The organism is Streptomyces sp. 7-21 (genome assembly GCF_016741785.1).
Classification (GTDB): Bacteria; Actinomycetota; Actinomycetes; order Streptomycetales; family Streptomycetaceae; genus Streptomyces.
Genome location: NZ_JAERRL010000003.1, coordinates 27,350 through 54,186, shown reverse-complemented (window position 1 = coordinate 54,186; position 26,837 = coordinate 27,350). Strand labels below are relative to the sequence as shown.

The window sequence follows — 26,837 nt, the reverse complement described above, 5'->3', positions numbered from 1 at the left end:
CAGTGTCAAGGTCAAGCCTCCGGCCGCGCGAGCGGTGCGGGAGGGCGTGGCGGTCAGGGCGTCTCGCGGATCTCCCGGCCGCTGAAGGTCTGGAAGTACCCCACGCAGGTGTCGCGCCAGTCGGCCGCGTCCACCTCGTGCAGCGCGAGCTTCTCCTTGACCTCGGCGAAGCGGCGGGCGTCGATCTCGCCCTCCAGCGAGTCCCAGGTGCGCCGCATCTCGCTGACGTAGCGCACGCCGGAGTAGTAGTGGTGCACCAGCTCGTCCCAGAAGATCCTGCCGCTGCGCATCGGCCGGTCCCACGGCACGTGGTGGAACCACATCAGCAGGTTCTCGGGGCAGGTGTCGATATTGCCGTACCGCTCCGCCAGGACCGGGAAGTACTGGGCGGTGAGGTCGCTGCCGGTGGGGGAGCGGTCGTAGCCCAGGCCGACGCTGTCCGCCTGGTTGTAGTAGGTCGGGTTCCAGTCCTCGCGCGGCAGGTCCGACTCCGAGGGGCCCGGACCGTAGTGCACGTCGGCGGTGAACTGGTGCCCGAGCCCCAGCGGCGTCTGGTAGCTGACCAGCGCCTCCCACGAGCCCATCATCATCGGCACCAGCGTGCCGACGATCCGCTCGCTGTTGCTCCAGGTCATGCGCACCCAGTCGTCGGCGATGTCCTCCGCCGCCAGGCTCCAGTCCCACGCCTGGCGGCCGAAGGCGTAGAGGTTCGCCTGGGAGAAGTGGTGCCCGGTGAGGTTGTCCGCGTTGCCGAAGTTGGCGACGCCGACGATGGCGGTGTCCGAGTGGTGCTGCGCCGTGCCGTCCACGATGTGGCCGACGAGCCGGTGTTCGAGCAGGCGGCCCTGCTCGTCCGTGGCGTAGGTGTCGGTCTTGAGGATCTCCTCCCACATCGGGGCGAGGAAGCAGAGCATCCGGTTCTGCCCGGTGTACTCCTGGGTGATCTGGAGCTCCAGCGCCTGGTTGGTGTTCTCCATCCGCCCGAACATCGGGTGGATCGGCTCCCTGGCCTGGAAGTCCAGGGGCCCGTTCTTGGTCTGGAGGAACACGCTGTCGTGGAACCGGCCGCGGCTGCCGTCCGGCTGCGGCTCGTCGTCGATGGGGCCGAACTCCAGGTAGGCCCGCTTCAGCCGGTCGCGGTCGACGTCGGGGTTGTAGACGAACGTGCGCCAGAAGATCTTCATGCCCAGCGGCTCGACCGCGGCCGCCATGCCGTTGGCGCCGTCGCCGTGGTCGTAGCCGAAGTCCTGCGGGCCCGGCTGGCCTTCGGAGTTGGCCTTGACGGTGAAGCCGATGAAGTCCGGTATGGCCTCCTGTATCTGGGCGGCCTTCCGCCGCCACCACGCCTGGAACTCCTCGTTGGAGGGCGCCATCTGCTCGTCGGTGAGCGTGTCCGGCGCGAACCGCTCGTCCGTCGGCGCCGCGTAGTTGATGGACAGGGCGAGCCGGATGCCGTAGGGGCGCAGCGCGTCGGCCAGCGCGGCCTCCTGGGCGATGTACTCGTCCGTCAGGTAGGCGTTGTCGGCGTTGACGTTGTTGATGGTGATTCCGGTGATGCCGACCGAAGCCATCGCCCGCGCGGCCACGATGTAGCGGTCGAGGATGACCGGCAGGTTGAGCGAGGCGCTGGGGCCCGTCGCCGCGAAGTTGAAGATCGCGCCATTCTCGCCGTTCAGTCCGCCCGTGCCGGATTCGTCATTGCCCGCGTAAAGGCGCTCCGTCTCCCAGTAGTTCAGGTGGCGGTGGGCGACCCGGGGGCTGTCGGCGATGTCCAGATCAGCGACCGGCTTGTGCGTCTGCACGCGGCGGAGGAACGCGAACGTGCCGTACAGCGCACCGACGTCGGTGTTTCCCGCGATGACGGTGAACTCGCGCCGCCCCTGGGCAACCGACCGGATGAGGAACCCGTCCCGGCCCAGCGGCTCCAGGTCCCGGGCGGGAACGAGCCGGCGCACAGCCGGGGAACTCTCACGCGTGCCCACGATGACGGCGCCGTCCGGGAGGCCGCTGGCGCCCCTCGGCCCGCCGAGCGCGGGCACCGGCCGGTCCAGCAGGCCGCTCAGGCCACGGACCAGCTCCTCCCGGGCGGCCTCCAGGGTGGACTCCACCAGCCGCTCCGAGGAACCCGGCGCCATCCGCAAGTCGGCGGTGTGGCGGTACGACTTGTTCCGTCCGGCATTCTCCACGACGACCGCCGTGAGCTGCCGCCGGTAGCGCCGCAGCAGGTCCGGATCGCTCACCGGAACGTAGCGCAGCCACAGGTCGGAACCGTCGTACTCGTCGTCCCGCCACTCCCGGCCCGGACCGGGGGACGCACCGGCGACTCCGCCCATGTGCGTGCTCAGCGCAACTGAGGCCCCTACCGCGCCCATAAATACCCGTCGGCTCACAGACATGAGGACGTCGTACCAGAAATCTCCCCACTCTGTCAGCATGTAGAACACAGTTCATGTCTATGAACGTGTTCGGCGGTGTCCGACGCTGTCCTCCCCCCATGGGATCCACCGCACGGCGAAACCGGACACACCAATCGGGTCTGACAGTCAGTGACGTGTGATGCCGGTGTGATCAGACTTCCCGGAACGGCGCCGCGCGTAACGGCCGAAGCGGCCGGGCGGCCGCACGTGAGTTCGGCTGGTCCGAGCCGAGCCGAGCCGAGCCGGGTCGGGGAGCGGTCGCTGTCGCTGGCGGCGGGGCAGCGGGGCCATGCTTGTGGTGGCGGTCATCGCGTGGCCTCGCTGTTCTGCTTGGTGTGGCAGGGGCAGGGGCAGGTGGTGGCTGCGGAGTCAGTCACGGGTGGCGGCCTCTGCTTCTGCGGCGGCGCGGGCGACGATGTCCACAGCGGTGTGGACGAGGGCGCGCAGGCTGTCGCGGGTGCATCGTCGGCGGTTGCGTACGGTCACGGGGCACCGCCCAGAGGTGTCCGGCGCGGTGGCGTACGGCGTCGCGCAGCAGCAGCGGGTCGGTCAGGCAGTCGCCGCGCGGGGGTACGACCCACCAGGGGCGGCGTCCGCGGTGCCCGTCCAGCGCGTCGGCCGGGGGCACCAGGATCAGGCCCTCGCTGACACCGAGGCCGCTGCCGCACGGCACCAGCCACATCAGCGCCGTCGCACCGGCGTCAGCGATCACCGGGCCGGTGCGGTTACCGAGGAAGGGGAAGAGCGTGGCGCCCTGGTAGAAGCCGAACACGACCACGTCGAACCACCGCCCGGCAGCGACGCGTTCGGGCTCGCCACCCACAGGCGGCAGCCACGGCGGCAAGGCGGGATCGTGCCACAACGGGCAGCGTCCGGCGGCGTCGGCGAGGCGCTGGCGACGCGCACGCTGCGCGTCCGTCCGGCTGGGCATCGGCGTTTCGTGTGACATGGTCGGCTCCATGCACAGGCAGTGGGGTGACCGTCACATACTCGCCCTGTAGAGAGGTCCCAACTATCAGTAATGGCTGATAATTGGGGCCATAGTTTCACGATCCGCTTACATCCCGAGCCAAGCGCCGAAAGCGGCGAATGACTCGGGCACGCGGCGGCGCGCGGCGTCCAGGCCCGCGTATGTCTCGCGGACCATCGGGTGGTACTTGGTCTGCTGGGGCCCGGCCTTCTTCGCCTTCAACAGGCTGCGGAAGGCCGCGTCCGGTTGTCCGGTCCACAACTGTGCGCGCGCCACCTCGGCGTGGTGGTGTGCGGTGCGTGAGCGCGGCCAGTCGGGCGGGAGCGTGAGGTCCTCAGCCGCGCGCACCGCCTCGTCGTACAGGTCGCGCTCCGCAAGTGTCGCCACCCGGTGCACGCCAACGTTCGTCGGTCCGGACGCGAGCCAATGCGTCCTTTCTGCTGGCCCGGTGCGCTCTGCCAGCCTCTGTGCCTCCGCCAGGTGTCCCTCGGAGGCATCCCCGTCCTGTGCCCGCGCGCACAGCACGGAAGCTCCGAGGTGTAGCTGGCCCGTTGCGACATCCCGCTCGTGGCCTTGTTCAGCCTGCTCCAGGATCGAGAGACCTACGCGCACGAGACGCTGACCGGTGCGGTAGTCGGCGGCGCGCAGGTGAACCAGGGCACGCAGGTACTGCCGTACGCCAGAGAGCACCGGGTCCGATGCCCGCTGGGCCGCCCATTCCATGCGGTTTAGGGCCACCATGCACAGGTCCTGGTAGCCCAGTTTCGTCGTCACGTCGTAGGCGGTGCGGTAGGCGCTGGCAAGGATCTGCCATGCCTCTCGGCTGGGTGTGTGGTACGCAGATGTGGTTAATTCTGTGATCAAGCCGGGCAGTTCGGCCGCAGCCTTCTTCAGATGGGTAGCACGCACGAGTGCGCACAATTGCTCAGCGTGCTGGTGCAGCTCGGGCAGTGGTCGGGGGGTGATGTCGGGATCGGCGCCGAGGTCATAGACGTCCAGTGCCTCGCGGATCGGCTGGATCAGCCCATCGAGCTGGTCACGCTTCAGGTCGTCGAGGTACGGCTGCCCGGTCAGCTCCGTCACCGGGATGGAGAGGGCGCGGGCAATGGCGCCAATCACCGAGGGAGAGGCAGAGATGACGCCCTGCTCGACTTTCGTGATCGTGGAGTACGAGACGGGTGACAGGACCGCCAGCTCGCGCTGCGTCAGGTTTCTCGTCCGCCGTGCGCGAGCAATCCGTGCCCCCGTGCTCTCAGTGCTATAGGGCATGCCGAACTCCGTTCTGGGTGACATTGGGACCGTACCCACGGCACGGGTGGCGGAGTACATCAAGGCCACCAGCAGAGGCACCCCGCGTGTGCGGGGACAGGGTCATCACCGGACGGGGTGCTCAGTGGAGGATCACCCCCGCGTGTGCGGGGACCAGGCGGGTGGTGGAGTACGTGCTGCTCGCCAAGCAGGATCACCCCCGCGTGTGCGGGGACCAGGTCTTCTCGATGGTGCCGGTGCTGACCCCCCACGGATCACCCCCGCGTGTGCGGGGACCAGGCCCCCATTCCGCGCCGGTCGAGGCGGTCCAGTGGATCACCCCCGCGTGTGCGGGGACCAGGTGTCAAAAATCCGGAGAGCCATTCGAGCGTCCGGATCACCCCCGCGTGTGCGGGGACCAGGCGACCGCCGCCTGGCGCCACTCGGTGCCGACAGGATCACCCCCGCGTGTGCGGGGACCAGCCACGTTGGCTCGGGGAACTCGATGGTCATGAGGGATCACCCCCGCGTGTGCGGGGACCAGACGCCGTCAACTCCGAGATGCCATGGGAACGCAGGATCACCCCCGCGTGTGCGGGGACCAGCGGCGGGCCGCTTGGCGGAGCAGCACTCTGCGGGGATCACCCCCGCGTGTGCGGGGACCAGGCCACCGCACGGAGGGCGGCGGTCGTCAGCGCGGGATCACCCCCGCGTGTGCGGGGACCAGGTCATCGACGGCCGGGACGCCGCGGTAACGCACGGATCACCCCCGCGTGTGCGGGGACCAGATCACGGTCCAAGAGGGCGCCGTGCTCCAGTCGGGATCACCCCCGCGTGTGCGGGGACCAGGCTTGTTGACCTGCGGTTTTGCTGTGAGGTGCCGCTGTTTTCATTGAGCAGATCGGCGCTGACAGGCAGCTTAGTCCGTCGGGGGCTGAAGGTGGTGTGGTCCGCTGATGGGGTGCGGTGCTCCCTGGGCGGTTGTGAGCAAGGCAGCGGGGGCAGTGCGGCAACGGTGCAGCGGAGGGCGTGTGCGCGCCTTGAGCTGTCAACCAGTCTCGGTACGTGCGAGTCAGCGAGTGGGAAGAGGCGCGGGTCGGCGTGCGCTGCAACTGCCCGCACAAGAGGAGTGGGTGCTTGGGCGAAGAGGAAAGAGGAGCCGGGCGCGTCAGTGATGTCGCGGGAGGCACACAGGAAACGACTGTCCGAAGAATGTGTGTGCCCCCGACGGGATTCGAACCCGCGCTACCGCCTTGAAAGGGCGGCGTCCTGGGCCGCTAGACGACGGGGGCCGCTGGCCCGCCTGGGCACCGCGCGGTGCCACCGGGGACCACAGCAGCATATGGGATGCCCGGGGAGATCACCAAAACGGTTCCCCGCCCCGGACCGGGCGGGACAGGCCGGAAACGGCGCGGACGTCAGCCCCAGCCCAGCTCGTGGAGGCGGGCGTCGTCGATGCCGAAGTGGTGGGCAACCTCGTGAACGACGGTCGTCGCGACCTCCTCGACCACCTCCTCCGCCGTCTCGCACATGCGCAGCGTCGGCCCCATGAACACGATGATCCGGTCCGGCAGCGCCCCCGCGTACCACTCGCCGCGCTCCGTCAGCGGCGTGCCCTCGTACAGCCCGAGCAGGTCGGGCTCCTCCGGCGGTGGCTCGTCCTCGACGAAGACCGCCACGTTGTCCATCAGCCGTGTCAGCTCCACCGGAATCAGGTCCAGCGCCTCACTGACGTGCTCCTCGAAAGCCTCGCGCGTCATCTCCAGCACCCCCCCATTCTCGCGTCGCCGGGGGGACGCCAGCCGGTGGGCGGCCGGTGACGGCCGTGTCCTTGCCGGGCTGCGGCAGTTGATCCAGGGAAGAGTCCCGCGTCCCGGAGGTGCCGCCGTGCGACGGATCCGCCGCAGTCGTGTCCTTCCCGCTCTCGCCCTGTCGCTGGCGCTGGGCGGCTGCATGAGCGTCGGCGGGGAGAGCGCTGATGAGAAGACGGGCGACGACTCGGCGAACGTCAGCGAGGTCGGGGAGATGCCCCAGGGAGGCGTCACCGAGGAGACCGTGACGGTCCCCCCGGCGGCCGACGACGCAGGCGAGGGGCAGGAGAACGAGGAGAACGACCGCAGCGGCGAGAACGGGAAGGAAGACGGCAGCGGAGGCGGCGGGTCCGGCTCCGGTGCGCAGGACACCCCGGGGTCCGGGGACAAGGAGTCCGCGCGGTCCTCCCAGCCGGGCGCCGGGACGGACAGCACCTCGTCCGGGAAGAACCCGCCGGACGACGGCGGCGGCCAGTCGCGCCCCTCGGACCCGCGGCCGCCCTCCTCGGGAGGCTCGCCGAGCGGGCCCTCGTCCCCGCCGCAGCAGCCGTCGCCGCAGGACCCGCCGACGTCCGAGCCCGATCCCGGACCCGAGCCGGACCCGGAGCCAGAGCCGGATCCCGATCCCGAGCCGGACCCGGAGCCGTCGCCGGAGGACCCGGGCGGCGAGCCCGCCCCCGGCCGGCGCGCCCGCTGAAACCGCCGCCCTCACCGGATGGCCGGGCGGCGGGGCAGGTCAGGCGGGGGCGGAAGTCGTTTGCACTGCGCGCGATCGTCTGCGTATGCTTACAGATCGTTTGATCCCACTTGCCCGGCGCCCATGTACTGCGCCGTGTGGCGCGTTCCTCACTACGCCGTGGCTGGCCGCATACAGGCGGTCATGAAGACCTACGGAGCCAGGGCGCGTGCCGCGCCATCATCCGGAAGGTTTCTTCTTTGCTTATGTCTTCCCCATCCGTCACGACGCCGGACGTTCTCCCGCTGGACGACGAGCCCACCACCACGTTCGCGGATCTGGGGCTGCCCAGCGTGATCGTGCGCAAGCTCGCGGAGAACGGCGTCACCACCCCGTTCCCGATCCAGGCCGCCACCATCCCCGACGCCCTCGCCGGGCGTGACATCCTCGGCCGCGGCCGCACCGGCTCCGGTAAGACCCTCAGCTTCGGTCTGCCCGTCCTCGCCCGCCTCGCCGGCGGCAGGACGGCCCCGCGCCACCCCCGCGCCGTGATCCTGGCGCCGACGCGCGAGCTGGCCATGCAGGTCTCGTCCGCTCTGGAGCCCTACGGCGACCTCGTCGGCCTGCGGATGAAGGTCGTCTGCGGCGGCACGTCCATGGGCAACCAGATCGCCGCCCTGGAGCGCGGCGTGGACATCCTGGTCGCCACCCCCGGCCGGCTGCGCGACGTCATCAAGCGCGGCGCCTGCTCGCTGGACGACGTCGAGATCGCCGTGCTCGACGAGGCCGACCAGATGGCCGACCTGGGCTTCCTGCCCGAGGTCACGGAGATCCTCGACCTGGTGCCGCCGGGCGGGCAGCGCATGCTGTTCTCGGCGACGATGGAGCGCGAGATCGACACGCTCGTCAAGCGCTACCTGGTCGACCCGGTGAGCCACCAGGTCGACGCCGCGCAGGGCGCCGTGTCCACGATGTCGCACCACGTGCTCATCGTGAAGCCGCGCGACAAGGCCATGCTCACGGCCGCCATCGCCGCCCGCGAGGGCCGCACGATCGTCTTCGTCCGCACCCAGATGGGCGCCGACCGGGTCGCCGAGCAGCTGCGGGAGGCGGGCGTGCGCGCCGACGCGCTGCACGGCGGCATGAACCAGGCGGCCCGCACCCGCACCCTGGCGGACTTCAAGGACGGCCGGGCCAGCGTGCTGGTCGCCACGGACGTCGCCGCGCGCGGCATCCACGTGGACGACATCGACCTCGTGCTGAACGTCGACCCGGCCGCCGACCACAAGGACTACCTGCACCGTTCCGGGCGCACGGCGCGCGCGGGGCGCTCGGGCACGGTGGTGTCCCTGGCGCTGCCGCACCAGCGGCGCACGGTCTTCCAACTGATGGAGGACGCGGGCGTGCGCGCCGGGCGGCACATCATCGGCAAGGGCGACCTGTTCGACGACGACGTCGTCGAGATCGTCGGGGCACGTTCGCTGACGGAGGTGCTGGCCGAGGGCGCGGCGCGCGCGGCGCGGCAGGCGGAGCGCCAGGTCGCGAAGCTCACCCGTGAGCTGGAGCGCAAGCGGGAGCGCGCGGCGGCGCTGCGCGAGGAGGCGGAGCGGCTGGCCGGCCGTGCCGCCCGCGAGCGGGGCGAGGACCCGGCCGCGGCGATTGCCGAGGCGGCGCGCCGGGCGCGGGAAGAGCGCGAGGAGGCGGAGCGCGAGGCCGAGCGGGAGGACGCCGAGCGGCGTGCCGAGGAAGCACGCGCCGAGGCGGCGGCCCGCGCGGAACGCGCCGAGCAGCAGCGCGAGCGGCGCGGCTTCGGCAACGGCGGCGGCCGCCGCGGCGGCTTCCGTGACCGGGACCGCCGCCCGTACGGTCACGGCGGTCACGGCCGCCGGGACGACCGCGGGTTCCGGCGCGATGACCGGGACCGTGGCTTCCGGCGGGACGACCGCGGGTTCCGGCGGGATGACCGGGACCGCGACCGCGGCGGGCGCGGCTTCCGCCGGGATGAGCGGCGGGACGACCGGCGCAATGACCGCCGGGACGACCGCTCCCGTTTCGGCCGGGGCTGACCAGGCTCGACGTCCCCGGCGGGGTGTACGCCACGCCGGGGACCGGGCCCGCCAGGCGTAATGGCCTCGGATCCCCGGGGAGGCGGGGACTATGCTGCTGCCCACGGGCCGTTAGCTCAATTGGCAGAGCAGAGGACTTTTAATCCTTGGGTTCCGGGTTCGAGTCCCGGACGGCCTACCGCGAAGCCCCAGTTCGGAGGAGGTCCGGGCCGGGGCTTTCCGGCGTTCGGGCGCGGCCGGCGGCCACCGCGCGCCGCGCCGCGGTCATATCCCGAGCCAGTCCCCGAAGGCGGCGAAGGAGCCGGGCACCTGGCGGCGCGCGGCGTCCAGGCCCGCGTACGTCTCGCGGACCAGCGGGTGGTAGCGCATCTGCTCCGGCCCCGCCTTCTTCGCGCGCAGCAGGCTGCGGAACGCGGCGTCCGTCTGCCCGGTCCACAGCTGCGCCCGTGCCACCTCGGCGTGGTGGCGGGCGGTGCGTGAGCGCGGCCAGCCGGCCGGGAGCGTGAGGCTGTCGGCGGCGCGCACGGCCTCGTCGTACCGCTCGCGCTCGGCCAGCGCCGCGACCCGGTGCACGTCCACGTTGGCCGGGCCGAACGACAGCCAGTGCACCTGTTCCGCCGGCCCGGTGCGCTGGGCGAGGCGCTGGGCCTCCGCCAGGTGGTCCTCGCAGGCGGCTCCGTCGCCCAGCCGCGCGTACAGCACGGCGGCGCCCAGGTGCAGCTGCCCCGTCGCGGCGTCGCGTTCGCGGCCCAGCTCGGCCTGCTGGAGCGTGGCGAGGCCAGCGCGGACGACGCGCTGCCCGGTGCGGTAGTCGGCGGCCCGCAGGCAGTGCAGCGCCCGCAGATACTGCCGCACCCCGGCCAGCACCGCGTCCGACGCCCGCTGGGCAGCCCACTCCATGCGGTCCAGGGCCACGGCGCACAGGTCCTGGTAGCCGAGCTTCGCGGTGATGTCGCAGGCGGTGCGGTAGGCGCTGGCGAGGGTCTGCCATGCCTGGCGGGTGGGCATCAGATGCGCGGAGGCGGTGGTCTCGGTGATCAGGCCGGGCAGCAGGCCCGCCGCCTTCGTCAGCTGGGCGGCCCGCACCAGGGCGCACAACTGGTCCGCGTGGACGCGCAGTTCGGGCCGCGGCCGGGGGGTGACGCCGGGATCGGCGCCGAGGTCGTAGCCGTCGAGCGCCTCGCGGACCGGCTGGATCAGCCCGTCCAGCTGGTCGCGGCGCAGATCGTCCAGGTACGGCTGCCCGGTCAGCTCGGTGACCGGCACCGACAGGGCGCGGGCGAGGGCGCCGGTCACGGCGGGGGAGACGGGCATGAGACCCCGCTCGATCCGGGTGACCGTGCTGTGCGGGACGGCGGCGAGACCGGCCAGCTCGCGCTGGGTGAGGTGACGCGCCGCCCGCGCGCGTGCGATCCGTGCCCCGGTGCGCTCGTCACTGCGGTGCGGCATGGTTGAACTCCGTTCTGGGGGCCATCGACGCGCGCCCTCTGTTCCGTTGTCTGCGGGAGTACTCCAACGGGCCGCCTGGCGTGTGTGTCCGGGGGACGGTAGACCAGCGGCCAGGAAGTGTGATCCGTCTCGGCGCGGCGAGGTTTGCGTGAGGCCGGAATCCAGAGCCGCACCCTGTGAGGGCGGGCGAGTCACCACCCGCGCTAACCTCTTCCCCGGCGCAGACACCGAGAGCAGTCGTCCGATCACAAATCTTGAAACAAAGCGAACTGCTTCGTTCGCCTTCAGGGCGGCAGTTGATCGAAGTGACAGGGTGTGCGTAAGATCATCTCCGGCAGAAATGTAAATTTACCACATTTGGACTGTTGCGTTTTTGTTCATTTTCATGTTGTAGTGGGTGTTTTGTGCACCTTTAGACCTTGAACGGCGTTGGTCCGCGCGGACGGACCGACGCCGTTCAACGTTCAAGCGGATCATGGATCCCCTCTGTTCCTTAGGCGTGATACGTGCCACAGTCATGGAAGAGGCGGGGACAGGCTGAACACCGACGAGTGCGTAGCGGACGACCGGCTGGGGGCGCTGGTGGAGTTCCGGATCCTAGGCCCGCTCGAACTGTGGGCGGATGGTCGAGTGCACCCGCTCCCGCCTCATCGGTTCCCACGAGGGTGCAGATGTGCGGTTCGTCGCCCAGGCTCCGCAGTGCGCACGCGACGTTGTAGGCACCGCCGACGACAGCGCAGCTCATCCAGGCGGGCCACCGGTACGGACGGAAGGGAACGGGAAACTCCTCCACCGGCATGGTCATGGACAGTCTCGTCGTTCCGACGATGACGATACGAGACATGATCTGTCCCCCCGAATTAGATGCCTCGACGATGTGGCCTGAGGCCGATACTGACGGAGGGCGCCGTATGAAACGCTTGCAAGGCGCATGCGAAAAGAAGGACGGCCGCCATGTCGCGCCTGTCTTGGTGCGGTGTGCTTAGCCTCCCGGGCTGTACCGCAAACCCCGACGTCCGATGTGCGCCCGCGGCATATGCACTCTCACGTACAGTCAGTTTCTGTGCGCGTATGGCGATCGATCGCTGAAGCCAGTCAGTCATGTTTGTCCGCCGCGCAGCCTTCTGCTGCCCGCCCTGCGGCGCGCGGTTGCGCGGCATGGTCCTGCTGTCCCTCCACGACGAGGTGCAAGGGGAGGAGAGAGAAAGAGAAGGAACGCGTCACCGCCCGCGTCGGCGCCGTCCGTGCCGTCACGCTGGTGCCGCGGCGGACGCCGCTCGCTGGCCTGATCTCGCCCCCGTGGACCTGGCGGCGGCGTGCGGGGCCGCCCCCGCGGCGGCACAGTGGGGTGCATGACGACGCTTATCGCCTACGACGGCTCCGAGGACTCCCAGCGCGCCATCACCGTCGCCGCCCGCCTGCTCACCGCCGCCCCCACCTGCGTCGTGACCGTGTGGGAGCCGCTCATCACCCAGATCAGCAGCCAGCCGATGAGCGTCGCCACCGGGGACGACGCGGAGGTGATCGACGAGCGGATGCGGGCGGACGCCGAGCGCCGGGCGGCGGAGGGCGCGGAGCTGGCGCGCCAGGCGGGGCTCGGCGACGTCACGTACCGGGCCGCCGCCGACCCGGGCACGATCTGGGACGCGCTGATCGCGGCCGCCGACGAGCTGGACGCCGACGTCCTCGTGACCGGCTCGCGCGGGCTCGGCGGGCTGAAGTCGCTGCTGCTCGGCAGCGTCTCGCGCAACCTGCTCCAGCACGCCGCCCGCCCTGTCCTCGTCGTGCCGCCGCAGGCCAGTGCCGTGATCGGCTCGGCGGACCGCGCGGGTCAGTCCTAGTCCCGGCCCTGGTCCGGCGTGCCGCCGAGGAGGTGGTCCACGCGCCGCTCCAGCGCGCCCCAGCGGGCGTCGTGGCGGCGGGCGCGGCGCTCGGCGCGGGCGGCGGTGCGCGGCCGGCGGCGGTAGGCCAGGCGGGCCCACGGGGAGCCGGGGCGGGCCAGGCGCACGGCGCCCGCCAGCGCGACGGCGGGGATGAGGACGCCGAGCACGGCGGTGCGGTACTTGCCCTTGGCGACGGCGGTGAGCACCAGCAGGAAGTTGACAACGAGGGTGGCCAGGACGGTCAGCCGCCGGTTCAGCTCGTCGTCGCCGACGCCGTTGACGCCCAGCGGCGAGAACCCGGCGAGCAGCGCCACCAGCAGCGCGGCCGTCAGCATCACGGCCTCGACGCTGCGCTGCCCCTGCTCGGACCAGTAGACGTCCTGGAGGTAGAGGATCAGGGCGAACTCGTCCATCACCAGCCCGGCGCCGGTGCCGAAGACGACCGCCGTCAGCCCCGCCAGCCAGCCGCGGCCGCCGGCGGCGACGCCGCCGAAGCCGCCGACGCACATCAGCACGACGCCGGGGACCGCGTGGTGCAGGTGGTGCCCGCCCACGGAGACGTCGCGGAACGGTCCCTTGCCGGCGCGGATGAGCCGCGTCACGGTCCGCGTCACCAGGAAGGTCACCAGGAACGCCGTGACGGCGAGCAGCAGCGGCAGCTTTCCCGGCTCGACGATCTCGCGGTACCACCAGTGCTCCACGGCCTCCACGGCGCTGTCACCTCCGGCGTCCGGTGCGGCGCCACGATAGGAGCGGCGGCGCCGCGGGGCCGGTGCACCCGCCGCCGGGAGCGGGGCGCGTCACGCGAACAGCTGCGCCGCGTGTCCGTGCGGTGACGGAAGGGGCGTTCAGCTCGGAAAGAAGAACCGCTAAGGTGAGCTTAGGCTTACCTAAGCTCACCTGATCTACGGAAGATCTCCACGACCAGAGGACCATCCATGCCGTCCAGCCACACCCGTTCGCGCCGCCGGATGCTCTCCCTGTCGGCCGCCGCGGCCGTCACCGCGCTGCTCGTGGGCGCCTGTTCGTCCAGCGAGGACGGGGACGGGGGACAGCAGGGGAGCGGGGAGCCGCAGGTGCCCCCCGCCGAGGAGGGGGCCTACCCGGTCAGCATCGACAGCGCCCTCGGCACCGCCGAGATCGAGGAGGTGCCCGAGCGCGTCGTCACCCTCGGGCAGGGCTCTGCCGAGACAGCGATCGCGCTGGGGCACACGCCCGTCGGCATCGAGGAGTACGAGTGGGGCAGCGACGACACCGGCTACCTGCCGTGGATCCACGAGGCGGTGACCGAGGCCGGGGACGAGCTGCCCGAGCAGTTCACCGGCGGTGAGGACATCGACTTCGAGGCGATCATCGAGCTTGAGCCCGATGTGATCCTCGCCCCCTGGTCGGGTATCACGCAGGAGCAGTACGACATCCTCTCCGACATCGCGCCCACGGTCGCCTACCCGGACCTGCCCTGGAGCACCGACTGGGACGAGCAGATCGAGATCATCGCCCGGGCGCTCGGCAAGCCCAGCGAGGGCGAGCAGCTGATCGCCGGCATCGAGGAGCAGCTCGCCGAGGCGGCGGCCAGCCGGCCTGAGTACGAGGGCGTGACGTTCTCGTACATCTACACCACCGGGCCAGGCACGCTCGGCGTCTTCATGCCCGATGAGCAGCGGGTCGCGATGGTGTCCGCGCTGGGGCTGACGGTCGACCCGGTCGTCACCACCTTCGAGGAGACCGAGGGCACCGACTCGGCCCTCATCGGCCTGGAGAACGCCGACCAGCTCGCCGGCAGCGACCTGATCTTCACCTTCTACACGGACGACGAGACCCGCCGTGAGATCGAGGCGCAGCCGCTGTACGCGTCCATCCCGGCCATCGAGCGCGGTTCCGTCGTCGCCAGCGACGACAACTCGTTCGTCACCGCGTCGTCCATCATCAACCCGCTCACGGTGCCCTGGGTCATCGACCGGTACCTGCCGCTGATCGACGAGGCCGTCGCCGCGCTCGACAGCTGAGACGGGACCGCGACCACGTGACCGCCACCGTTTCCCGTGCCCGTCCGGGCGGCGCCGCCGCGCCGCCGCGTACCGGTCTCGTCCGGGCGGCGGCCGCGCTGCTGGCCGGGCTGGCCGTGCTGGTGCTCGCGGTGTTCGCGAGCGTCATGTTCGGCAGCAGGAACACCTCGCTGGCCGAGGTACTCGACGTGTTCGCGGGCGAGGCCGACGCCTACACCACCACCGTCGTCGAGAGCCGCTACCCGCGGACCGCGCTCGGCGTGCTGGCGGGGCTGTGCCTGGCCGTGGGCGGCACGCTGATGCAGGGCATCACCCGCAATCCGCTGGCCGATCCGGGGCTGCTGGGCCTGAACGCGGGCGCGTCCGCCTCCGTCGTGTTCGCGACCGCGTTCCTCGGCGCGTCGGGCCAGTCGGCGACCGTGTGGTGGGCGCTGCCTGGCGCGCTGGGCGCCGGGGTGCTCGTCTACGCCATCGGCGCCGCCGGTGCCGCCTCGGGGCTGGTGCGGCTGGTGCTGGCGGGCGCGGTCGTCTCGGCGGTGCTGTCGGCGTTCACGCAGGCCATCACCCTCAGCCACCCGGATGTCTTCGACAGCTACCGGTACTGGGTGGTGGGCGCGCTGGGCGGCCGGAACTGGGACGTGTTCTGGTCGGTGCTGCCGTTCGCCGTGGCCGGTTTCCTGCTGGCGCTGCTGCTGGGGCCGGGCCTGAACACGCTGGCGCTGGGCGACGAGTCGGCGTCCTCGCTGGGCGCCAGCCCGATGCTGCTGCGCTCCGGCGGGCTGCTGGCGGCGACGCTGCTGAGCGCCGCCGCGACGGCGGCGGTCGGGCCGATCGCCTTCGTGGGCCTGGCGGTGCCGCACGTGGTGCGGGCGCTGGTGGGCGTCGACTTCCGCATGCAGATCGCGTTCTCGGCGCTGGCCGGGCCGGCGCTGCTGCTGCTGGCCGACGTGGTGGGGCGGGTGGTGGTGCGCCCGCAGGAGCTGATGGTCGGGGTGGTGACGGCGTTCATCGGGGCGCCCGTGCTGCTGCTGGCCGTGCGCAGGATGAGGGGGACGGCATGACCCGCGTCGAGAACCCGGCGCCGTCCCAGGCGGGCGGCCGGCCCGCCGCGCCGCGCGGCGTTCTCACGCTGGGGCGGGCGGTCGCGCTGCCGGTCTCGCGCGCCCACCTGGTGGCCGGGGCCGTGCTGGTGCTGCTGCTGGTGGCGGCGTCGGCGGCGACGCTGACGCTGGGCTCGCTCGGCATCCCGCTGGGCGACCTGCCCCGCGCGCTGACGGGCGGCGCGGACGGCACCGACGCCTTCGTGCTTGAGCGGCTGCGCGGGCCGCGGCTGGCCGTTGCCGCCGGAACGGGCGCCGCGCTGGGCCTGTCCGGCGCGCTGTTCCAGTCGGTGACCCGCAATCCGCTGGGCAGCCCCGACGTGATCGGGCTGGCGGCGGGCGCCGGGGCGGGCGCGGCAGTCGTCGCGCTGTGGCTGCCGGGCGGGGTGCCGGTGTGGCTGGGCGCGCTGGGCGGGGCGGCGGGGGCCATGGCGCTGGTGTACGTCTCGACCGGCACCGGTTTCCGCGATCCGGGGCGGCTGATCGTCGCCGGGATCGGCGTGGCCGCGATGGGGACGGCGTTCACGCAGTACGTGGTCTACGTGGTGGAGCGGGACGCGGCGACCGTGCTGACCGCGTACATCAACGGCAGCCTGGCGGCGCGCTCATGGGACCACGCCGCCACGATCGGGGTCGTGCTGCTGGTCACCGCGCCGCTGGCGGCGCTGCTCGCGCGGCGCCTGGAGACCGCCGAGATGGGTGACGAGCTGGCGGCCGCGCTGGGCGCCGAGCCCAAGCAGACGCGGGTGGCCGCCGTGCTGCTGTCGATCGTGCTGTCGGCGGGCGCGGTCAGTGTGGCGGGCCCGATTGCGTTCATCGCGCTGACGTCCCCGCAGATCGCGCGGCGGCTCACCGGCGGCACCGGCGCGCACCTGACGCTGGCGGCGCTGACCGGCGCCCTGCTGCTGGTGCTGGCCGATCTGGCCGCCGCCCAGCTTCCCTTCTCGGATGGTCTGCCGGTCGGCATCTACACGATGGCGATCGGGGGCATCTACCTCGGGTACCTGCTGGTCCGCGAATGGCGAAAGGGACGACTGTGAGCACCGAAGCGGGGGAACGGCTTGAGGGGCTGCGCGCCGAGGGTGTGACGCTCTCCTACGGCGGCGCGCCCGTGGTGCGTGACCTCAGCATCCGCATCCCGCCCGGCTCCCTGACGATGGTCATCGGGCCCAATGGCAGCGGGAAGTCGACGCTGGTGAAGTCGTTCGCGCGGGTGGTGAAGCCGGAGGAGGGCCGCATCCTGCTGGACGGGAAGGACCTGCACTCCTACCGGGGCAAGGAGGTAGCGCGGCGTGTGGCGCTGCTGCCGCAGAGCCCGGTGGCCCCGGAGGGGATCAGCGTGCGGGGCCTGGTGCGGCGCGGCCGGTACCCGTACCACACGCTGCTGCGGCAGTGGTCGCCCGAGGACGACGCGGCGATCGCCTCGGCCCTGGCGCGCACCGGCCTGACCGAGCTGGCCGACGCGCGGGCGGGCGAGCTGTCGGGCGGGCAGCGGCAGCGGGCGTGGATCGCGATGGTGCTGGCGCAGCAGACGGGGCTGCTGCTGCTCGACGAGCCCACGACGTACCTCGACATCGCCCACCAGTACGAGCTGCTGGAGCTGTGCGGGGAGCTGCACCGGGAGGGCAGGACGATCGTCGCGGTGCTGCACGACCTCAACCAGGCGGCACGGTTCGCCACGCACCTGGTCGTGATGGACCAGGGGAGGGTGGTCGCCGAGGGGCCGCCTGGTGAGGTGCTGACGGCGGAGCTGGTCGCGGAGGTCTTCCAGCTGGGCTGCGACATCGTGCCCGATCCGCGGACCGGCACGCCGATGGTCGTTCCGCACTCCCGTCACGCGGAGCCGCGGGAGCAGCGGCCCGCGCTGTCGCGGCCCGCCGAGGCGGGCTGACCGCGCGGCGGGCGCGGGCGCGGTGTCATGCCGTGCCGTCGGCCCACTCGGCCATCTCGGCGCGGCTGCCGAAGGCCGCGACGCTGGTGTCGACCGGGTCCGAGGTGTACTGGTGCAGCAGCCACTCGGAGGTGATGCCGGGCTCTCCGGGCTTGCCGTTGTAGTGGGCGATCCACAGGCCGTCGCCGCGCTTCGGTGACGTGTTGCGGTTCTTCCAGAAGTCGACGTTGCAGTAGAGCAGGATCCGGTGGCCGCTGGCCTGTTCCTTCAGGCGGTTGATGGCCTCGTCCTTGTCGTCGCTGGTGACGCCCGGGTCCTCCCAGTCCAGGGCGAGCAGTTCGCCGCGGCGTGCGTCGATGTGGTCGAGGAAGTAGGTGATCTGGCTGGCGATGCCGCTGCCTGAGCTGAGGTAGTGGTAGTGGCCCACCACGCGGTTGTGTTCCCGGGCGCGGGCGATCTGCGCGCTGTGCTTGGGGTTGCGGTAGCTGGTGCCCTCGGTTGCCTTGACGATGACGAAGTCGACGCCGTCGAGCGCGTAGGTGGATGACTGGTAGCTGGAGACGTCGATGCCCCGGATTGCCATGGGGTCCCCCTGCTGTGTCGTGACTGTTGGTATGCGTCTGCCTGCGGACGGGGACCGGCATGCATCGTGGGTTCAGTTTCCGGCCACTTCTGGGGAGTTGGTGGCCTGGTATCCGGTTTCTCCGGCTTCCCTGGCGTTGCGGGGCTCCGGCGGCGCCGCCGCCGGGTGGTCGCCGGGTGAGCAGAACGGCCCGGTCTCTCCTCACCCGGCGGCCCGTCCGGTGCTTACGCGGGGTCCGGCTTGCGGCCGATCGCGCCGAAGTTGTCGATCACGTCCGGCTCGCCGAACGGCATGGCCTCCGGCCGCCACTGGGTGATGGGCACCAGGCCGGGCTCGACCAGCTCCAGGCCGGCGAAGAAGCGGCGCAGCTGCTCGGGGCTGCGGTTGACGCGCGGGTTGTCGCCCGCCGAGTTCCACTGCCGCACCAGCTCCCGCCTGCCCTCCGGGTTGAACACCTCGGTGCCGTCACACAGCATCAGGTAGCTGCCGGGGGCGAGCGCCGCCAGCAGGTGGTCGGTGATGGCGTAGGCGGTGTCGTCGTCGGTGATGTGGGCGGTGATGCCGAGCAGCAGCAGCGCCACCGGGCGGTCGAAGTCGAGGGTGCTGGTGGCCGCGGCGAGGATGGCGTCCGGTTCGCGCAGGTCGGCGTCCACGTAGTCGGTGACGCCCTCGCCGGTGCTGGTGAGCAGCGCCCGCGCGTGGGCCAGGACGAGCGGGTCGTGGTCGACGTACACGATCCGGGAGTCGGGCGCGACGCGCTGCGCGATCTCGTGCGTGTTGTCGACCGTGGGCAGGCCGGTGCCGACGTCGAGGAACTGGCGGATTCCCGCCTCCCCGGCGAGCCACCGCACCCCCCGGCACAGGAACGCCCGCTGGGCGCGCGCGGTCTCGACGATCTCGGGGTAGGCCTCGGCGATCTGGCGGCCGACGCGCTTGTCGGCCTCGTAGTGGTCCTTGCCGCCGAGCCAGTAGTCCCAGATACGGGCGGAGTGCGGCACCGTGGTGTCGATCTCTAAGCGCGTGCGGTCCTGAGTCATGGGAGCAATCTAGAAGCCCGGTACCCGCCGGCACAGGGGGCGGACCGGCCGGAGAATGTGCCTGGCCCGGCCGGGCGTTCGGCCGCGCTTCGCGCCACGGTAAGGAATGCGGAAAAGCCGCTCATGGCAGCGCGGTGGTGGCCAGAATCTCCGTCATGGCCCCTTTTCGCAGTGTCCGGAATTCCGCGCCCGGCACCGGCAGGAGCTTCGCCGGGCGCCCCCGTCCGGGGGAGGAAACGGCGGCTCGCGGTGCGGCGGGCGGGCCGGGAGCCGCCGGTCGCGCCGGGCTCAGGCGCGGTGGTACTGGACAGGGCCGCTGACCTCGGCGCCGAGGACGGCGGCGGCCTGCCGGGGCCAGTACGGGTTGCGCAGCAGCTCGCGGCCGAGGAGGACGGCGTCGGCCTGGCCCGCGTCGAGGATGTCCTGGGCCTGCCGCGCCTCGGTGATCAGGCCGACGGCCGCGACGGGGATGCCCGCCTGCTCCCGGACGGCCGCGGCGAACGGCACCTGGTAGCCGGGGCCGGAGGTGATCCTGGCGTCCGGGGCGATGCCGCCCGAGGAGACGTCGATCAGGTCCACGCCGCGCGCCTGGAGCTCCTTGGCCAGCCGCACGGTGTCGGCCAGCGTCCAGCCCTCGCGGTCGTCGTCCGGGTTCTCCTCGAACCAGTCGGTCGCCGAGACGCGGAAGAGCACGGGCAGGTCCTCGGGCCACACCGCGCGGACGGCCTCGGTGACCTCCAGGGCGAAGCGCGCCCGGTTCTCGAAGGGGCCGCCGTAGGCGTCGGTGCGGTGGTTGCTGTGCGGGGAGAGGAACTGGTGGATCAGGTAGCCGTGGGCGCCGTGGATCTCGGCGGCCTGGAACCCGGCGTCGAGCGCGCGCCGGGCGGCGTCCGCGAAGCTCTGGACCAGCCCGCGGATCTGCTCGGTGCTCAGCTCCTCCGGCCGGGTCGAGCGGGCGGAGAAGGCCAGCGGGCTGGGGCCGACCGGTGTCCAGCCGTGCTCCTCGCCGGGGGCGATCTGGCGGCCCCGGTCGACCCAGGTCCGCTCGGTGGACGCCTTGCGTCCCGCGTGGGCCAGCTGGATGGCGGGGACGCTGCCCTGCGACGTCAGGAACGACGTGATCCGCCGGAACCCTTCGACCTGGGCGTCGTTCCAGATGCCGAGGTCGTAGGGGCTGATGCGGCCCTCGGGGGTCACGGCGGTGGCCTCCGTGATGATCAGCCCGGCGCCGCCCGTGGCCCGGGCGCCGAGGTGGACGACGTGCCAGTCCGTGGGGACACCGGCCGCCTCGCCGTCCGGTGCGGCGCTGTACTGGCACATCGGCGCCATCCAGACGCGATTGGGGATGGTCAGCGACCGGAGGGTGTAGGGAGCGAACAAGCTGGTGCTCAACGTCGGACTCTCCTGAACGGTGGTGTGAGACGACACGGTGGGCCGCAGCGGTCCGCCGCGGTTCCGCGCATCCGAGAGTAGTTGCAAGGGCTGTTACTTGCAAGCGCTGGATATTGCGCGTGAGGGTGACTTCGGGTGGCGTCTGGTTGTCACGTCAGAGGGCGCGGAGGGGCGAGGACGGTGCGGCCGCGCGGGGCCGCGGCGGGCGTGAGGACACGGAACCGCCCGGCGGCACCGGCCGGTGAGGCGGCTGGTGCGCAGCGGGCGGTGAGGCGCTGGGCAGCGGGGCGGTGCGGCGGCTCGCGGTCCAGCTGGCGCCGGCTCCGGGGAGGCGGCGGAGGCGCTCAAGAGAAGCCAGAGAAAGCCAGAGAAGAGAGCCGGAGAAGAGAGGAAAAAGAGGGGGAGGACGGCCGTGGGGGGATAGGGGGTGGACGCCACGGCCATCCGTGGTTCCCAGGCTGTCCTGGCGGGCCGACGTCCGCATGACGCGGGCGTGACGTGGCCTCGCCGGACGGCCTCGCGGCCAGCAGCGGCCCGGCAGCTGCCCGTCTCGTCGCCGTGCACCGCCGCCGCCCCGCCCCGGCGCGGGCCCGGGGCGTCACCGAGTGCGCCGGAGTGCGCGCCGGAAGGCGAGAGAAGCCGCAACTGCCTGGCGCAGTACGCGGGATGACCGCATGACGTTCGGCTGACAGGGCCCGGCGGCCCCGGGGCTCCCGCGCGGCCGCACGTGAGCCCCGGGTGCCGGACGGACGGGGAAGGCAGGGGTCAGACGACGCGGCCGATGCCGCCGTACCAGGAGACGTCGGCGTGGCTGGGGCGCTGGTCCGCAGGCTCCTCGGCGCGCCAGTCGGACACCACCTGCACGCCGGGGTCGATGAGTTCGGTCCCGGCGAAGAACTCCGTGAAGCGTTCCTTGCTGCGCAGCGTCAGCGGCACGCCCTGCACGCGGTAGGCCTCCTGCACGCCGAGCGCCGCCTCGGGGGCCAGGTCGGCGGTGGCGTGCGACAGGATGAGATGGCTGCCGGGGCACACCGCCTCGCGCAGCGTCCGCACGATGCCGTCCGGGTCCTCGTCGTCGCCGACGAAGTGCAGCACGGCGACGGCCAGCACGGCGACCGGCTCGTCGAAGTCGATCAGGCCCTGCGTCTCGGGGTGCTCCAGGACGGCGCGGGGCTCGCGGATGTCGCCCTGGACGACGCAGGTGCTGGCGTCGCGTGCCAGCAGGGCGTTGCCGTGCACCAGCACGATCGGGTCGTTGTCGACGTACACCACCCGCGCGTCGGGGATGACGCGCTGTGCGACCTGGTGCACGTTCTCGGCCGTCGGCAGGCCGGAGCCGAGATCGAGGAACTGCCTTATCCCGGCTTCCTTGGCCAGGTAACGGACGGCCCGGCCAAGGAACTTGCGGTTTTCCCGGGCGGCGGTGCGCAGCATCGGGAAAACCTGAAGGGCTTTTTCGGCGGCCTCGGCGTCGACCGTGTAGTGCTCCTTGCCGCCGAGTAGGTAGTCGTACATCCGGGCCGAATGGGGCCGGTCGGTCCGCAGATCGAGTGGCTGGTCCGGCATGGGGCCTCCGCTCCGAGTGGTCCGCGCAACTGTGCGGCAGCAACCGCGTGCTGATCGTATCCTTACCGGCCGCTTGCGGTTAACTGCCGCTCACTCGCCGCCTCGTGCGCCGCCGTATCCACACCCTGGGGACAACGGCTGTGCAGGCAGGGGACGTTGCGGTGCCTTTGGCCGGCCCTGGGGCCGGGCCGGCCGCTCTCTGGTGCTCCCGGCGGCGACGCGGGCCGCGGAATGCCGGTGAACGCTCGAGGGCAGCGGGCCCGGCCTGCCCTGTGGCGCACGGCAGTTGAGTTGCCAGGAAACGCACACGAGAATGGCGGCGGAAAACGGGGGAGACCACTGCCGCCAGGGGAAGGGACGTCGCCGGCGTGGACGCACGGACGGAACTGCTCATCAGCGTGGACGGGGCGGAGGCCACGGATGAGGACGGCCAGCTGCTGGCGTCGTGGCTGCGCGAGGACCCGGAGCTCGCCGGCACCTGGCAGATCGGCACCCGGGCCCGGCCGGCGCCGGACGCCATGGGCGCGGCCGAGTTCATCACCGCCGTGCTCGTGCAGGCGACCGCCGAGATCGGCGTCTACGCCCTGCTGCGCTCCGCCTACGATTACCTCCGCAACCGTTCGCACCGTCGCCTCGCCGTCACCGTCCAGGTCGACGAGACCACGCGGCTGACCCTCGACAGCTCCGCTGACCTGACCCGGCAGCAGCTGACCGAACTCGCGGAACGGGCCCGCGACGCCCTCCGCGATGGCCGGGACGAACTGGGGTAAGGGCGCATGCCCTTCCTGGTCACGGGCCGGGACTGCCGTGCCCTCCTCGTCGGCGTCTCGGAGTACGACGACGACGGGCACCCCGGCATACCCGCCGCCAAACGCGCCCTCAGCTCGCTGCACGAGCTTTTCACCCGCAAACGCGGCCTCAACCTGCCGGCGTCCGTCGTCACGGTGTCCGACTCCCCGGACGGGCAGGACCTGTTCGACGACGCCCGGCAGGCCGCCGCCGAGGCCGGGAAGCTGCTGCTGTTCTACTTCTGCGGCCACGGCTACCTGCACCAGGAGCCCAGCCGGCCGCCCCAGCTGTACCTGCTGCCCTCGAACGCCCCGCACGCCCGGCCGTGGCAGAACGGCGTCCGCTACGAGGACCTGCTCCACGTCCTGGCCAGCGGCCGCGCCGAGCGCCTCGTCGTCATCCTCGACTGCTGCTACTCCGGCAACGCCAAGCACGTCCCCGCGCCCGAGGGCAAGGGCTACACCCTCATCACCTCCTCGCGCGAGCAGGCCCGCCACAGCCAGGGCGACGGGGACGGCCCCCCGCCGTTCACCCGGGCGCTGCTCGACGTGCTGAGCGCCGGGACCGACCCCGGCGAACCCGTCACCGTCGGCTCTCTCTACGCCCCCCTGCGCCGCCGCGCCGAGGCGGACCGGGACCGCGCACAGAACAGCAAGGACACCAGCCACCCGGGCGACTGGTGGCCGGCCGTGTCGACCTACAACTGCGAGTCCGACACCGTGCTGTCCCTCGCCCGCGCCCCCGCCCGGCGCCGCGGCGAGCGCCCTGCTCCGCCGCCTGAGCCGCCGCCCTCCTTCCCGCCGGACTGGCCCGACATCCGCGACTGGCTGCGGGCGCAGGCCAAAGGGCCGCTGTGGCGGCGGCTGCTGGGCGCCGCGCTCAGCCTCGTCCTCGTCGCGGTCGCCGCCGGCGTCACCGCGGCCGGCCTGGTGACCGCCGCCGGGTCGCTCGTCCCGCCGCCCGGCTGCGGCCAGCCGCTCCAGCTGCGCGTGCTGACCGCCCCCGAGTACGAGCAGGCGCTCGGCGAGGTCATCGAGCGGTTCGAGGTGTCCGCCGCCGCCCGGGAACCGCTGGGCGGCCAGCCCGCGGGCTGCCAGCAGATCGACGCGTTCGTCTACTCGGCGCCCACCGGCACGGTCGTGGACGCCTTCGCCGCCACCGCCGCCTGGTCCGAGCCGGAACGCGCCTGTCCCGACCCCGGCGAACGGCGCGAGTGCGCCCGCCCGCTGCGGGACGTCGGCCCCCGCCCGGACGTGTGGATCCCCGCCTCCGGCATGCCGGTCGAGCCCGTCGCCGACAGCACCCGCCGCGCCGAGAGCACCGCCTACCTCGGCACCGGGACCCGCCTCGCGCTCAGCCCCGCCGTCCTCGCCGTCCCCGGCACCCTGCCCGGCGTGGAGCGGACCGGCGAGACCCTGGAGGCGCTGCTGGCCGCCGCCGGTGAGGCCGGACTGACCGTCAGCAGCGCCGACCCCGCCTCCTCCGACGCCGCCCTGGCACACGGCTTCGCCGCGCCCGGCGCCATCGGGGACGGCGGCATCGCGCCGCCCGACGACCGGGAACTGCTGTGCTCACTGCCCGGCCCCGGCGAGGAGGCGCCGCCCGCCCTGCTGATCGGCGAGCGGACCGTCGTCGACCTCATCGCCGAGGAGGCCCCCGCCTGCCTGCCCCACGGCACCGCGCACCGGGCCGCGGACCCCTCGCAGGGCCGCTACACCGCGTACTACCCGGCGGACGTGGCGCCGCTGGACCTCACGTTCGTGCCCGTGCACTGGGAGGACGCCTGGCAGGACGCCGGGGAGCGGACCGAGGCGACCAACCGGCTGCGGGAGTGGCTCACCGGGAAGGAGGGCAGCTACGCCCTGGCCGGTGCCGGGTTCCGGGTCGGCGGCTGGGAGCCCGGCGAGGCCGTGCCCGCCGTGAGCGCCCAGAACCGGGTGCCGCTCAACGACGGGGCGTTCGTGACGTCCCGGGTGCCCGCGGGCGACCCGCCGGACTCCGGCGACACCGCCGCCTATCTCGGCGACCGGGAGGAGAGCCGCTCCCCGCGCGACGTCGTGTTCGTGCTGGACGTCTCCACCGGCTTCTACACCGAGGCGCGTCAGGAGGAGATCACCGGCGTGCTGGAGGCGGGCACCGGGGCCCTGTCGCCCGGCACCGACCGCTTCAGTCTGCTCACCGCGCCCGCCGCCCAGGGCAGCGGCACCGCCTGGCAGCAGCGGCTGGGGGACGCCAGCCCGGCGGCGGTCGCGGACGTGCTCGGCGGCCTGGCCGCGGTCGACGCCGACGCGCCGGTCACCGAGGCGCTCGCCGAGGCGGCGGACGCCCTCGCGGGCAGCGCCTCGGCCGGGCGTGCCCCGCTGCTGGTGCTGGTGACGGACGGCGAGGACTCCCCGGCCGGCGGGGCGCCGTCGCTGGGGGTGCCGGTCGCCGTCGTGGCGCTGGGCGAGCCGGGCTGCGGCGAGGCGTTCCACCGGGAGCTCGCCGCGGGCGACGACAGCCTGTGCATCGACGGCACCACCCGGGATCCGGCGACGCGCCTGCACGACGCCGTGGCGGGGCTGACGGGGGAGAACGGGTCATGAGCCGGGCCGCTGGCAGACGCCTTGCCGCGCTGCTCGCCGCCGCCGTGCTGCTGCCCGCCTGCGTGGCGGACGACGGCGGCGGCCCGGCCGGGCGGCCCGACGGCGACCGGCCGCTGGTGCTGGTCAGCGGCGCGGATCTCACCGGGCCCGACGGGCAGGGCGTGCGGCAGGAACTGATCGACCAGTGGAACGCCGAGCACCCGGAGACGCCCGTGGAGCTCGTCGAGCTGCCCCCGGCCGAGGACGGCCAGCGCAGCGAGCTGATCGCCTCGCTCCAGTCGGGCTCGGCCGACTACGACGTCATCAACCTCGACACCACCTGGGTGCCGGAGTTCGCCGAGGCCGGGCTGATCGAGCCGCTGGACGGCGGCCTGGCGTACCTGGCGCGGGCGGACTTCCTGCCGCAGGCGCTGGCGGCCGGGGAGTGGGAGGGCAAGCGGTACGCGGTGCCGTTCAACACCGACGTCGGGCTGCTGTACTACGACCCGGAGCTGCTGGCGGAGCAGAACCAGGCGGAGAGCGACGTCCTCGGCGCCGACAGCCTCGCCGCGCTGCTGGAGAACTGGCCGACCGGCTACCAGCCGCCCGCCTATACCACGCAGCTGCGCCCGTACGAGGGCCTGACCGTCAACGTCCTGGAGGCGCTGTGGAGCGCGGGCATCGGCCTCGTCAGCGGCGACGGCCGCTACCAGGAGCCCGACGAGGAGCTGCTGGCCAGGGCGCTGGGCTTCTTCGAGCGGGCGCAGCCGACGGGCGAGCAGATCAGCCCCGTCAGCTACGAGGCGGATGAGACGGCGGCGCTCGGCGCGTTCACCTCGGGCGCGTCGGTGATGATGCGCGGCTGGCCCTACGCCTACGCCTCGCTGCCCGCCGGATACGCCGTCACCACCCTGCCGGGGCAGGCCGCGCTGGGCGGGCAGAGCCTGGCCATCTCGGCGACGAGCGCCCGGGAGCGGGACGCCGCCGCGCTGATCGAGTTCCTCACGCACGAGACGGGCAGCCAGCGCAGCCTGCTGGACGCCGGGTTCGCGCCCGCGCTGCGGACCGCCTACGGCCTGCCGGAGGAGCCGTCCTGCGAGGAGGGCGCGGCCCAGCGCCGCCCGGCGCCCGACGGGGAGCGGCCGCCGCCGGTCAGCGCGCAGCCGGAGTACGTCGAACTGCTGTGGTGTGCGCTGCGCGACGCCCATCCCCGGCCCCGGACGCCGTACTACACGCAGTTCTCGCAGACGCTCCAGCGGATCGTGGCGCGCATGCTCGCCGACGACGCCTACGGGGCGGCGGAGGCGGCGCGTGACCTCAACGAGGCGCTGCCCAGGGCGCTTGAGGGCCGCCTGCCGGAGCCGGACCACGGTGAGTGACGGACGCGCG

20 protein-coding genes, 2 tRNA genes and 1 CRISPR repeat array are annotated in these 26,837 nt (G+C 72.6%); of the genes, 11 read left to right on the top strand and 11 right to left on the bottom strand.

All coding sequences use genetic code 11. The annotated features are described in order from the left end of the window. Nucleotides 1-53: 53 nt before the first annotated feature. The 5 genes from JK356_RS04315 to JK356_RS04295 all read right to left on the bottom strand — a co-directional run bounded on the left by JK356_RS04315 (nt 54) and on the right by JK356_RS04295 (nt 6,404). Nucleotides 54-2,333 (bottom strand): alpha-glucuronidase family glycosyl hydrolase, encoded by a 2,280-nt coding sequence (locus JK356_RS04315; RefSeq protein WP_236670757.1) that lies wholly within the window; start codon nt 2,331-2,333, stop codon nt 54-56. A gap of 457 nt (nt 2,334-2,790) precedes the next feature. Continuing rightward, nucleotides 2,791-3,378 (bottom strand): hypothetical protein, encoded by a 588-nt coding sequence (locus JK356_RS21650; RefSeq protein ID WP_236670756.1) that lies wholly within the window; start codon nt 3,376-3,378, stop codon nt 2,791-2,793. 96 nt (nt 3,379-3,474) lie between these two features. Further along, complete coding sequence (locus tag JK356_RS04305; protein ID WP_201866175.1) at nt 3,475-4,656, bottom strand: helix-turn-helix domain-containing protein; 1,182 nt, start codon at nt 4,654-4,656, stop codon at nt 3,475-3,477. 73 nt (nt 4,657-4,729) lie between these two features. Further along, nucleotides 4,730-5,484: a CRISPR direct-repeat array (repeat unit 28 nt; unit sequence GGATCACCCCCGCGTGTGCGGGGACCAG). A gap of 370 nt (nt 5,485-5,854) precedes the next feature. Continuing rightward, nucleotides 5,855-5,927: transfer RNA gene (locus JK356_RS04300), tRNA-Glu, on the bottom strand. A 126-nt stretch (nt 5,928-6,053) separates the two neighbouring features. Beyond that, nucleotides 6,054-6,404 carry a metallopeptidase family protein gene (locus JK356_RS04295; protein ID WP_201866174.1) on the bottom strand — a complete coding sequence of 117 codons (351 nt, stop codon included), beginning with the start codon at nt 6,402-6,404 and terminating at the stop codon, nt 6,054-6,056. Nucleotides 6,405-6,522: 118 nt separating this feature from the next. Between JK356_RS04295 and JK356_RS04290 the strand changes: the two genes are divergently transcribed. The 3 genes from JK356_RS04290 (at nt 6,523) to JK356_RS04280 (ending at nt 9,366) form a co-directional block, all read left to right on the top strand. Continuing rightward, the gene (locus tag JK356_RS04290; protein ID WP_201866173.1) at nt 6,523-7,143 is read left to right on the top strand and encodes a hypothetical protein; all 621 of its coding nucleotides are present in this window, start codon (nt 6,523-6,525) and stop codon (nt 7,141-7,143) included. A gap of 245 nt (nt 7,144-7,388) precedes the next feature. Further along, nucleotides 7,389-9,188 (top strand): DEAD/DEAH box helicase, encoded by a 1,800-nt coding sequence (locus JK356_RS04285; RefSeq protein ID WP_201866172.1) that lies wholly within the window; start codon nt 7,389-7,391, stop codon nt 9,186-9,188. Nucleotides 9,189-9,293: 105 nt separating this feature from the next. Continuing rightward, nucleotides 9,294-9,366 (top strand) — tRNA-Lys (locus tag JK356_RS04280). An 86-nt stretch (nt 9,367-9,452) separates the two neighbouring features. Here the strand turns inward: JK356_RS04280 and JK356_RS04275 are convergent. Beyond that, entirely contained in the window at nt 9,453-10,637 is a 1,185-nt protein-coding gene (locus JK356_RS04275; protein ID WP_201866171.1) for a helix-turn-helix domain-containing protein, read from the bottom strand. Between the two features lie 1,352 nt (nt 10,638-11,989). Between JK356_RS04275 and JK356_RS04270 the strand changes: the two genes are divergently transcribed. Further along, nucleotides 11,990-12,478 carry a universal stress protein gene (locus JK356_RS04270; RefSeq protein WP_201866170.1) on the top strand — a complete coding sequence of 163 codons (489 nt, stop codon included), beginning with the start codon at nt 11,990-11,992 and terminating at the stop codon, nt 12,476-12,478. Here the strand turns inward: JK356_RS04270 and JK356_RS04265 are convergent. Then, nucleotides 12,475-13,221, bottom strand: a complete 747-nt coding sequence (locus JK356_RS04265; RefSeq protein WP_201866431.1) for a hypothetical protein — start codon at nt 13,219-13,221, stop codon at nt 12,475-12,477. The genes JK356_RS04270 and JK356_RS04265 overlap by 4 nt on opposite strands. A gap of 237 nt (nt 13,222-13,458) precedes the next feature. Between JK356_RS04265 and JK356_RS04260 the strand changes: the two genes are divergently transcribed. Genes JK356_RS04260 through JK356_RS04245 form a run of 4 tightly spaced genes read left to right on the top strand, consistent with a single transcriptional unit; the run spans nt 13,459 to nt 17,517 of the window. Next, nucleotides 13,459-14,526 (top strand): iron-siderophore ABC transporter substrate-binding protein, encoded by a 1,068-nt coding sequence (locus tag JK356_RS04260; protein ID WP_201866169.1) that lies wholly within the window; start codon nt 13,459-13,461, stop codon nt 14,524-14,526. A 17-nt stretch (nt 14,527-14,543) separates the two neighbouring features. After that, nucleotides 14,544-15,587: an iron ABC transporter permease gene (locus JK356_RS04255; RefSeq protein ID WP_201866168.1), complete on the top strand. Its 1,044-nt coding sequence runs from the start codon at nt 14,544-14,546 to the stop codon at nt 15,585-15,587. Further along, nucleotides 15,584-16,666, top strand: coding sequence for an iron chelate uptake ABC transporter family permease subunit (locus tag JK356_RS04250; protein WP_201866167.1), 1,083 nt, complete (start codon nt 15,584-15,586; stop codon nt 16,664-16,666). Before JK356_RS04255 ends, JK356_RS04250 begins: the two co-directional genes overlap by 4 nt. Then, nucleotides 16,645-17,517: an ABC transporter ATP-binding protein gene (locus JK356_RS04245; RefSeq protein ID WP_201866166.1), complete on the top strand. Its 873-nt coding sequence runs from the start codon at nt 16,645-16,647 to the stop codon at nt 17,515-17,517. Before JK356_RS04250 ends, JK356_RS04245 begins: the two co-directional genes overlap by 22 nt. Before the next feature lie 25 nt (nt 17,518-17,542). Here JK356_RS04245 and JK356_RS04240 read toward each other — a convergent pair whose 3' ends face one another. The 4 genes from JK356_RS04240 to JK356_RS04225 form a co-directional block, all read right to left on the bottom strand. Next, nucleotides 17,543-18,100, bottom strand: coding sequence for a glycoside hydrolase family 25 protein (locus tag JK356_RS04240; RefSeq protein ID WP_201866165.1), 558 nt, complete (start codon nt 18,098-18,100; stop codon nt 17,543-17,545). A gap of 224 nt (nt 18,101-18,324) precedes the next feature. After that, the gene (locus tag JK356_RS04235; RefSeq protein ID WP_201866164.1) at nt 18,325-19,137 is read right to left on the bottom strand and encodes an SAM-dependent methyltransferase; all 813 of its coding nucleotides are present in this window, start codon (nt 19,135-19,137) and stop codon (nt 18,325-18,327) included. Nucleotides 19,138-19,425: 288 nt separating this feature from the next. Continuing rightward, nucleotides 19,426-20,529 (bottom strand): NADH:flavin oxidoreductase/NADH oxidase, encoded by a 1,104-nt coding sequence (locus tag JK356_RS04230; protein WP_201866163.1) that lies wholly within the window; start codon nt 20,527-20,529, stop codon nt 19,426-19,428. A gap of 765 nt (nt 20,530-21,294) precedes the next feature. Continuing rightward, a complete protein-coding gene (locus tag JK356_RS04225; RefSeq protein WP_201866162.1) occupies nt 21,295-22,095 on the bottom strand; it encodes an SAM-dependent methyltransferase in 801 nt (266 codons plus the stop codon). A gap of 368 nt (nt 22,096-22,463) precedes the next feature. On the opposite strand from JK356_RS04225, the gene JK356_RS04220 reads away from it, so the two are divergent. Genes JK356_RS04220 through JK356_RS04210 form a run of 3 tightly spaced genes read left to right on the top strand, consistent with a single transcriptional unit; the run spans nt 22,464 to nt 26,827 of the window. Next, nucleotides 22,464-22,865: a hypothetical protein gene (locus JK356_RS04220; RefSeq protein WP_201866161.1), complete on the top strand. Its 402-nt coding sequence runs from the start codon at nt 22,464-22,466 to the stop codon at nt 22,863-22,865. Between the two features lie 6 nt (nt 22,866-22,871). Continuing rightward, entirely contained in the window at nt 22,872-25,469 is a 2,598-nt protein-coding gene (locus JK356_RS04215) for a caspase family protein (RefSeq protein WP_201866160.1), read from the top strand. Further along, nucleotides 25,466-26,827 (top strand): extracellular solute-binding protein, encoded by a 1,362-nt coding sequence (locus JK356_RS04210; protein ID WP_201866159.1) that lies wholly within the window; start codon nt 25,466-25,468, stop codon nt 26,825-26,827. Before JK356_RS04215 ends, JK356_RS04210 begins: the two co-directional genes overlap by 4 nt. Nucleotides 26,828-26,837 lie beyond the last annotated feature (10 nt).

What these genes read in the sequence shown, in the direction of transcription:
- JK356_RS04315 (WP_236670757.1), bottom strand. Translation starts at nt 2,333, where the DNA reads ATGGGCGGAGTCGCCGGTGCGTCCCCCGGTCCGGGCCGGGAGTGGCGG.
- JK356_RS21650 (WP_236670756.1), bottom strand. Translation starts at nt 3,378, where the DNA reads ATGGAGCCGACCATGTCACACGAAACGCCGATGCCCAGCCGGACGGAC.
- JK356_RS04305 (WP_201866175.1), bottom strand. Translation starts at nt 4,656, where the DNA reads ATGCCCTATAGCACTGAGAGCACGGGGGCACGGATTGCTCGCGCACGG.
- JK356_RS04285 (WP_201866172.1), top strand. Translation starts at nt 7,389, where the DNA reads ATGTCTTCCCCATCCGTCACGACGCCGGACGTTCTCCCGCTGGACGAC.
- JK356_RS04275 (WP_201866171.1), bottom strand. Translation starts at nt 10,637, where the DNA reads ATGCCGCACCGCAGTGACGAGCGCACCGGGGCACGGATCGCACGCGCG.
- JK356_RS04270 (WP_201866170.1), top strand. Translation starts at nt 11,990, where the DNA reads ATGACGACGCTTATCGCCTACGACGGCTCCGAGGACTCCCAGCGCGCC.
- JK356_RS04260 (WP_201866169.1), top strand. Translation starts at nt 13,459, where the DNA reads ATGCCGTCCAGCCACACCCGTTCGCGCCGCCGGATGCTCTCCCTGTCG.
- JK356_RS04250 (WP_201866167.1), top strand. Translation starts at nt 15,584, where the DNA reads ATGACCCGCGTCGAGAACCCGGCGCCGTCCCAGGCGGGCGGCCGGCCC.
- JK356_RS04245 (WP_201866166.1), top strand. Translation starts at nt 16,645, where the DNA reads ATGGCGAAAGGGACGACTGTGAGCACCGAAGCGGGGGAACGGCTTGAG.
- JK356_RS04240 (WP_201866165.1), bottom strand. Translation starts at nt 18,100, where the DNA reads ATGGCAATCCGGGGCATCGACGTCTCCAGCTACCAGTCATCCACCTAC.
- JK356_RS04235 (WP_201866164.1), bottom strand. Translation starts at nt 19,137, where the DNA reads ATGACTCAGGACCGCACGCGCTTAGAGATCGACACCACGGTGCCGCAC.
- JK356_RS04225 (WP_201866162.1), bottom strand. Translation starts at nt 22,095, where the DNA reads ATGCCGGACCAGCCACTCGATCTGCGGACCGACCGGCCCCATTCGGCC.
- JK356_RS04215 (WP_201866160.1), top strand. Translation starts at nt 22,872, where the DNA reads ATGCCCTTCCTGGTCACGGGCCGGGACTGCCGTGCCCTCCTCGTCGGC.
- JK356_RS04210 (WP_201866159.1), top strand. Translation starts at nt 25,466, where the DNA reads ATGAGCCGGGCCGCTGGCAGACGCCTTGCCGCGCTGCTCGCCGCCGCC.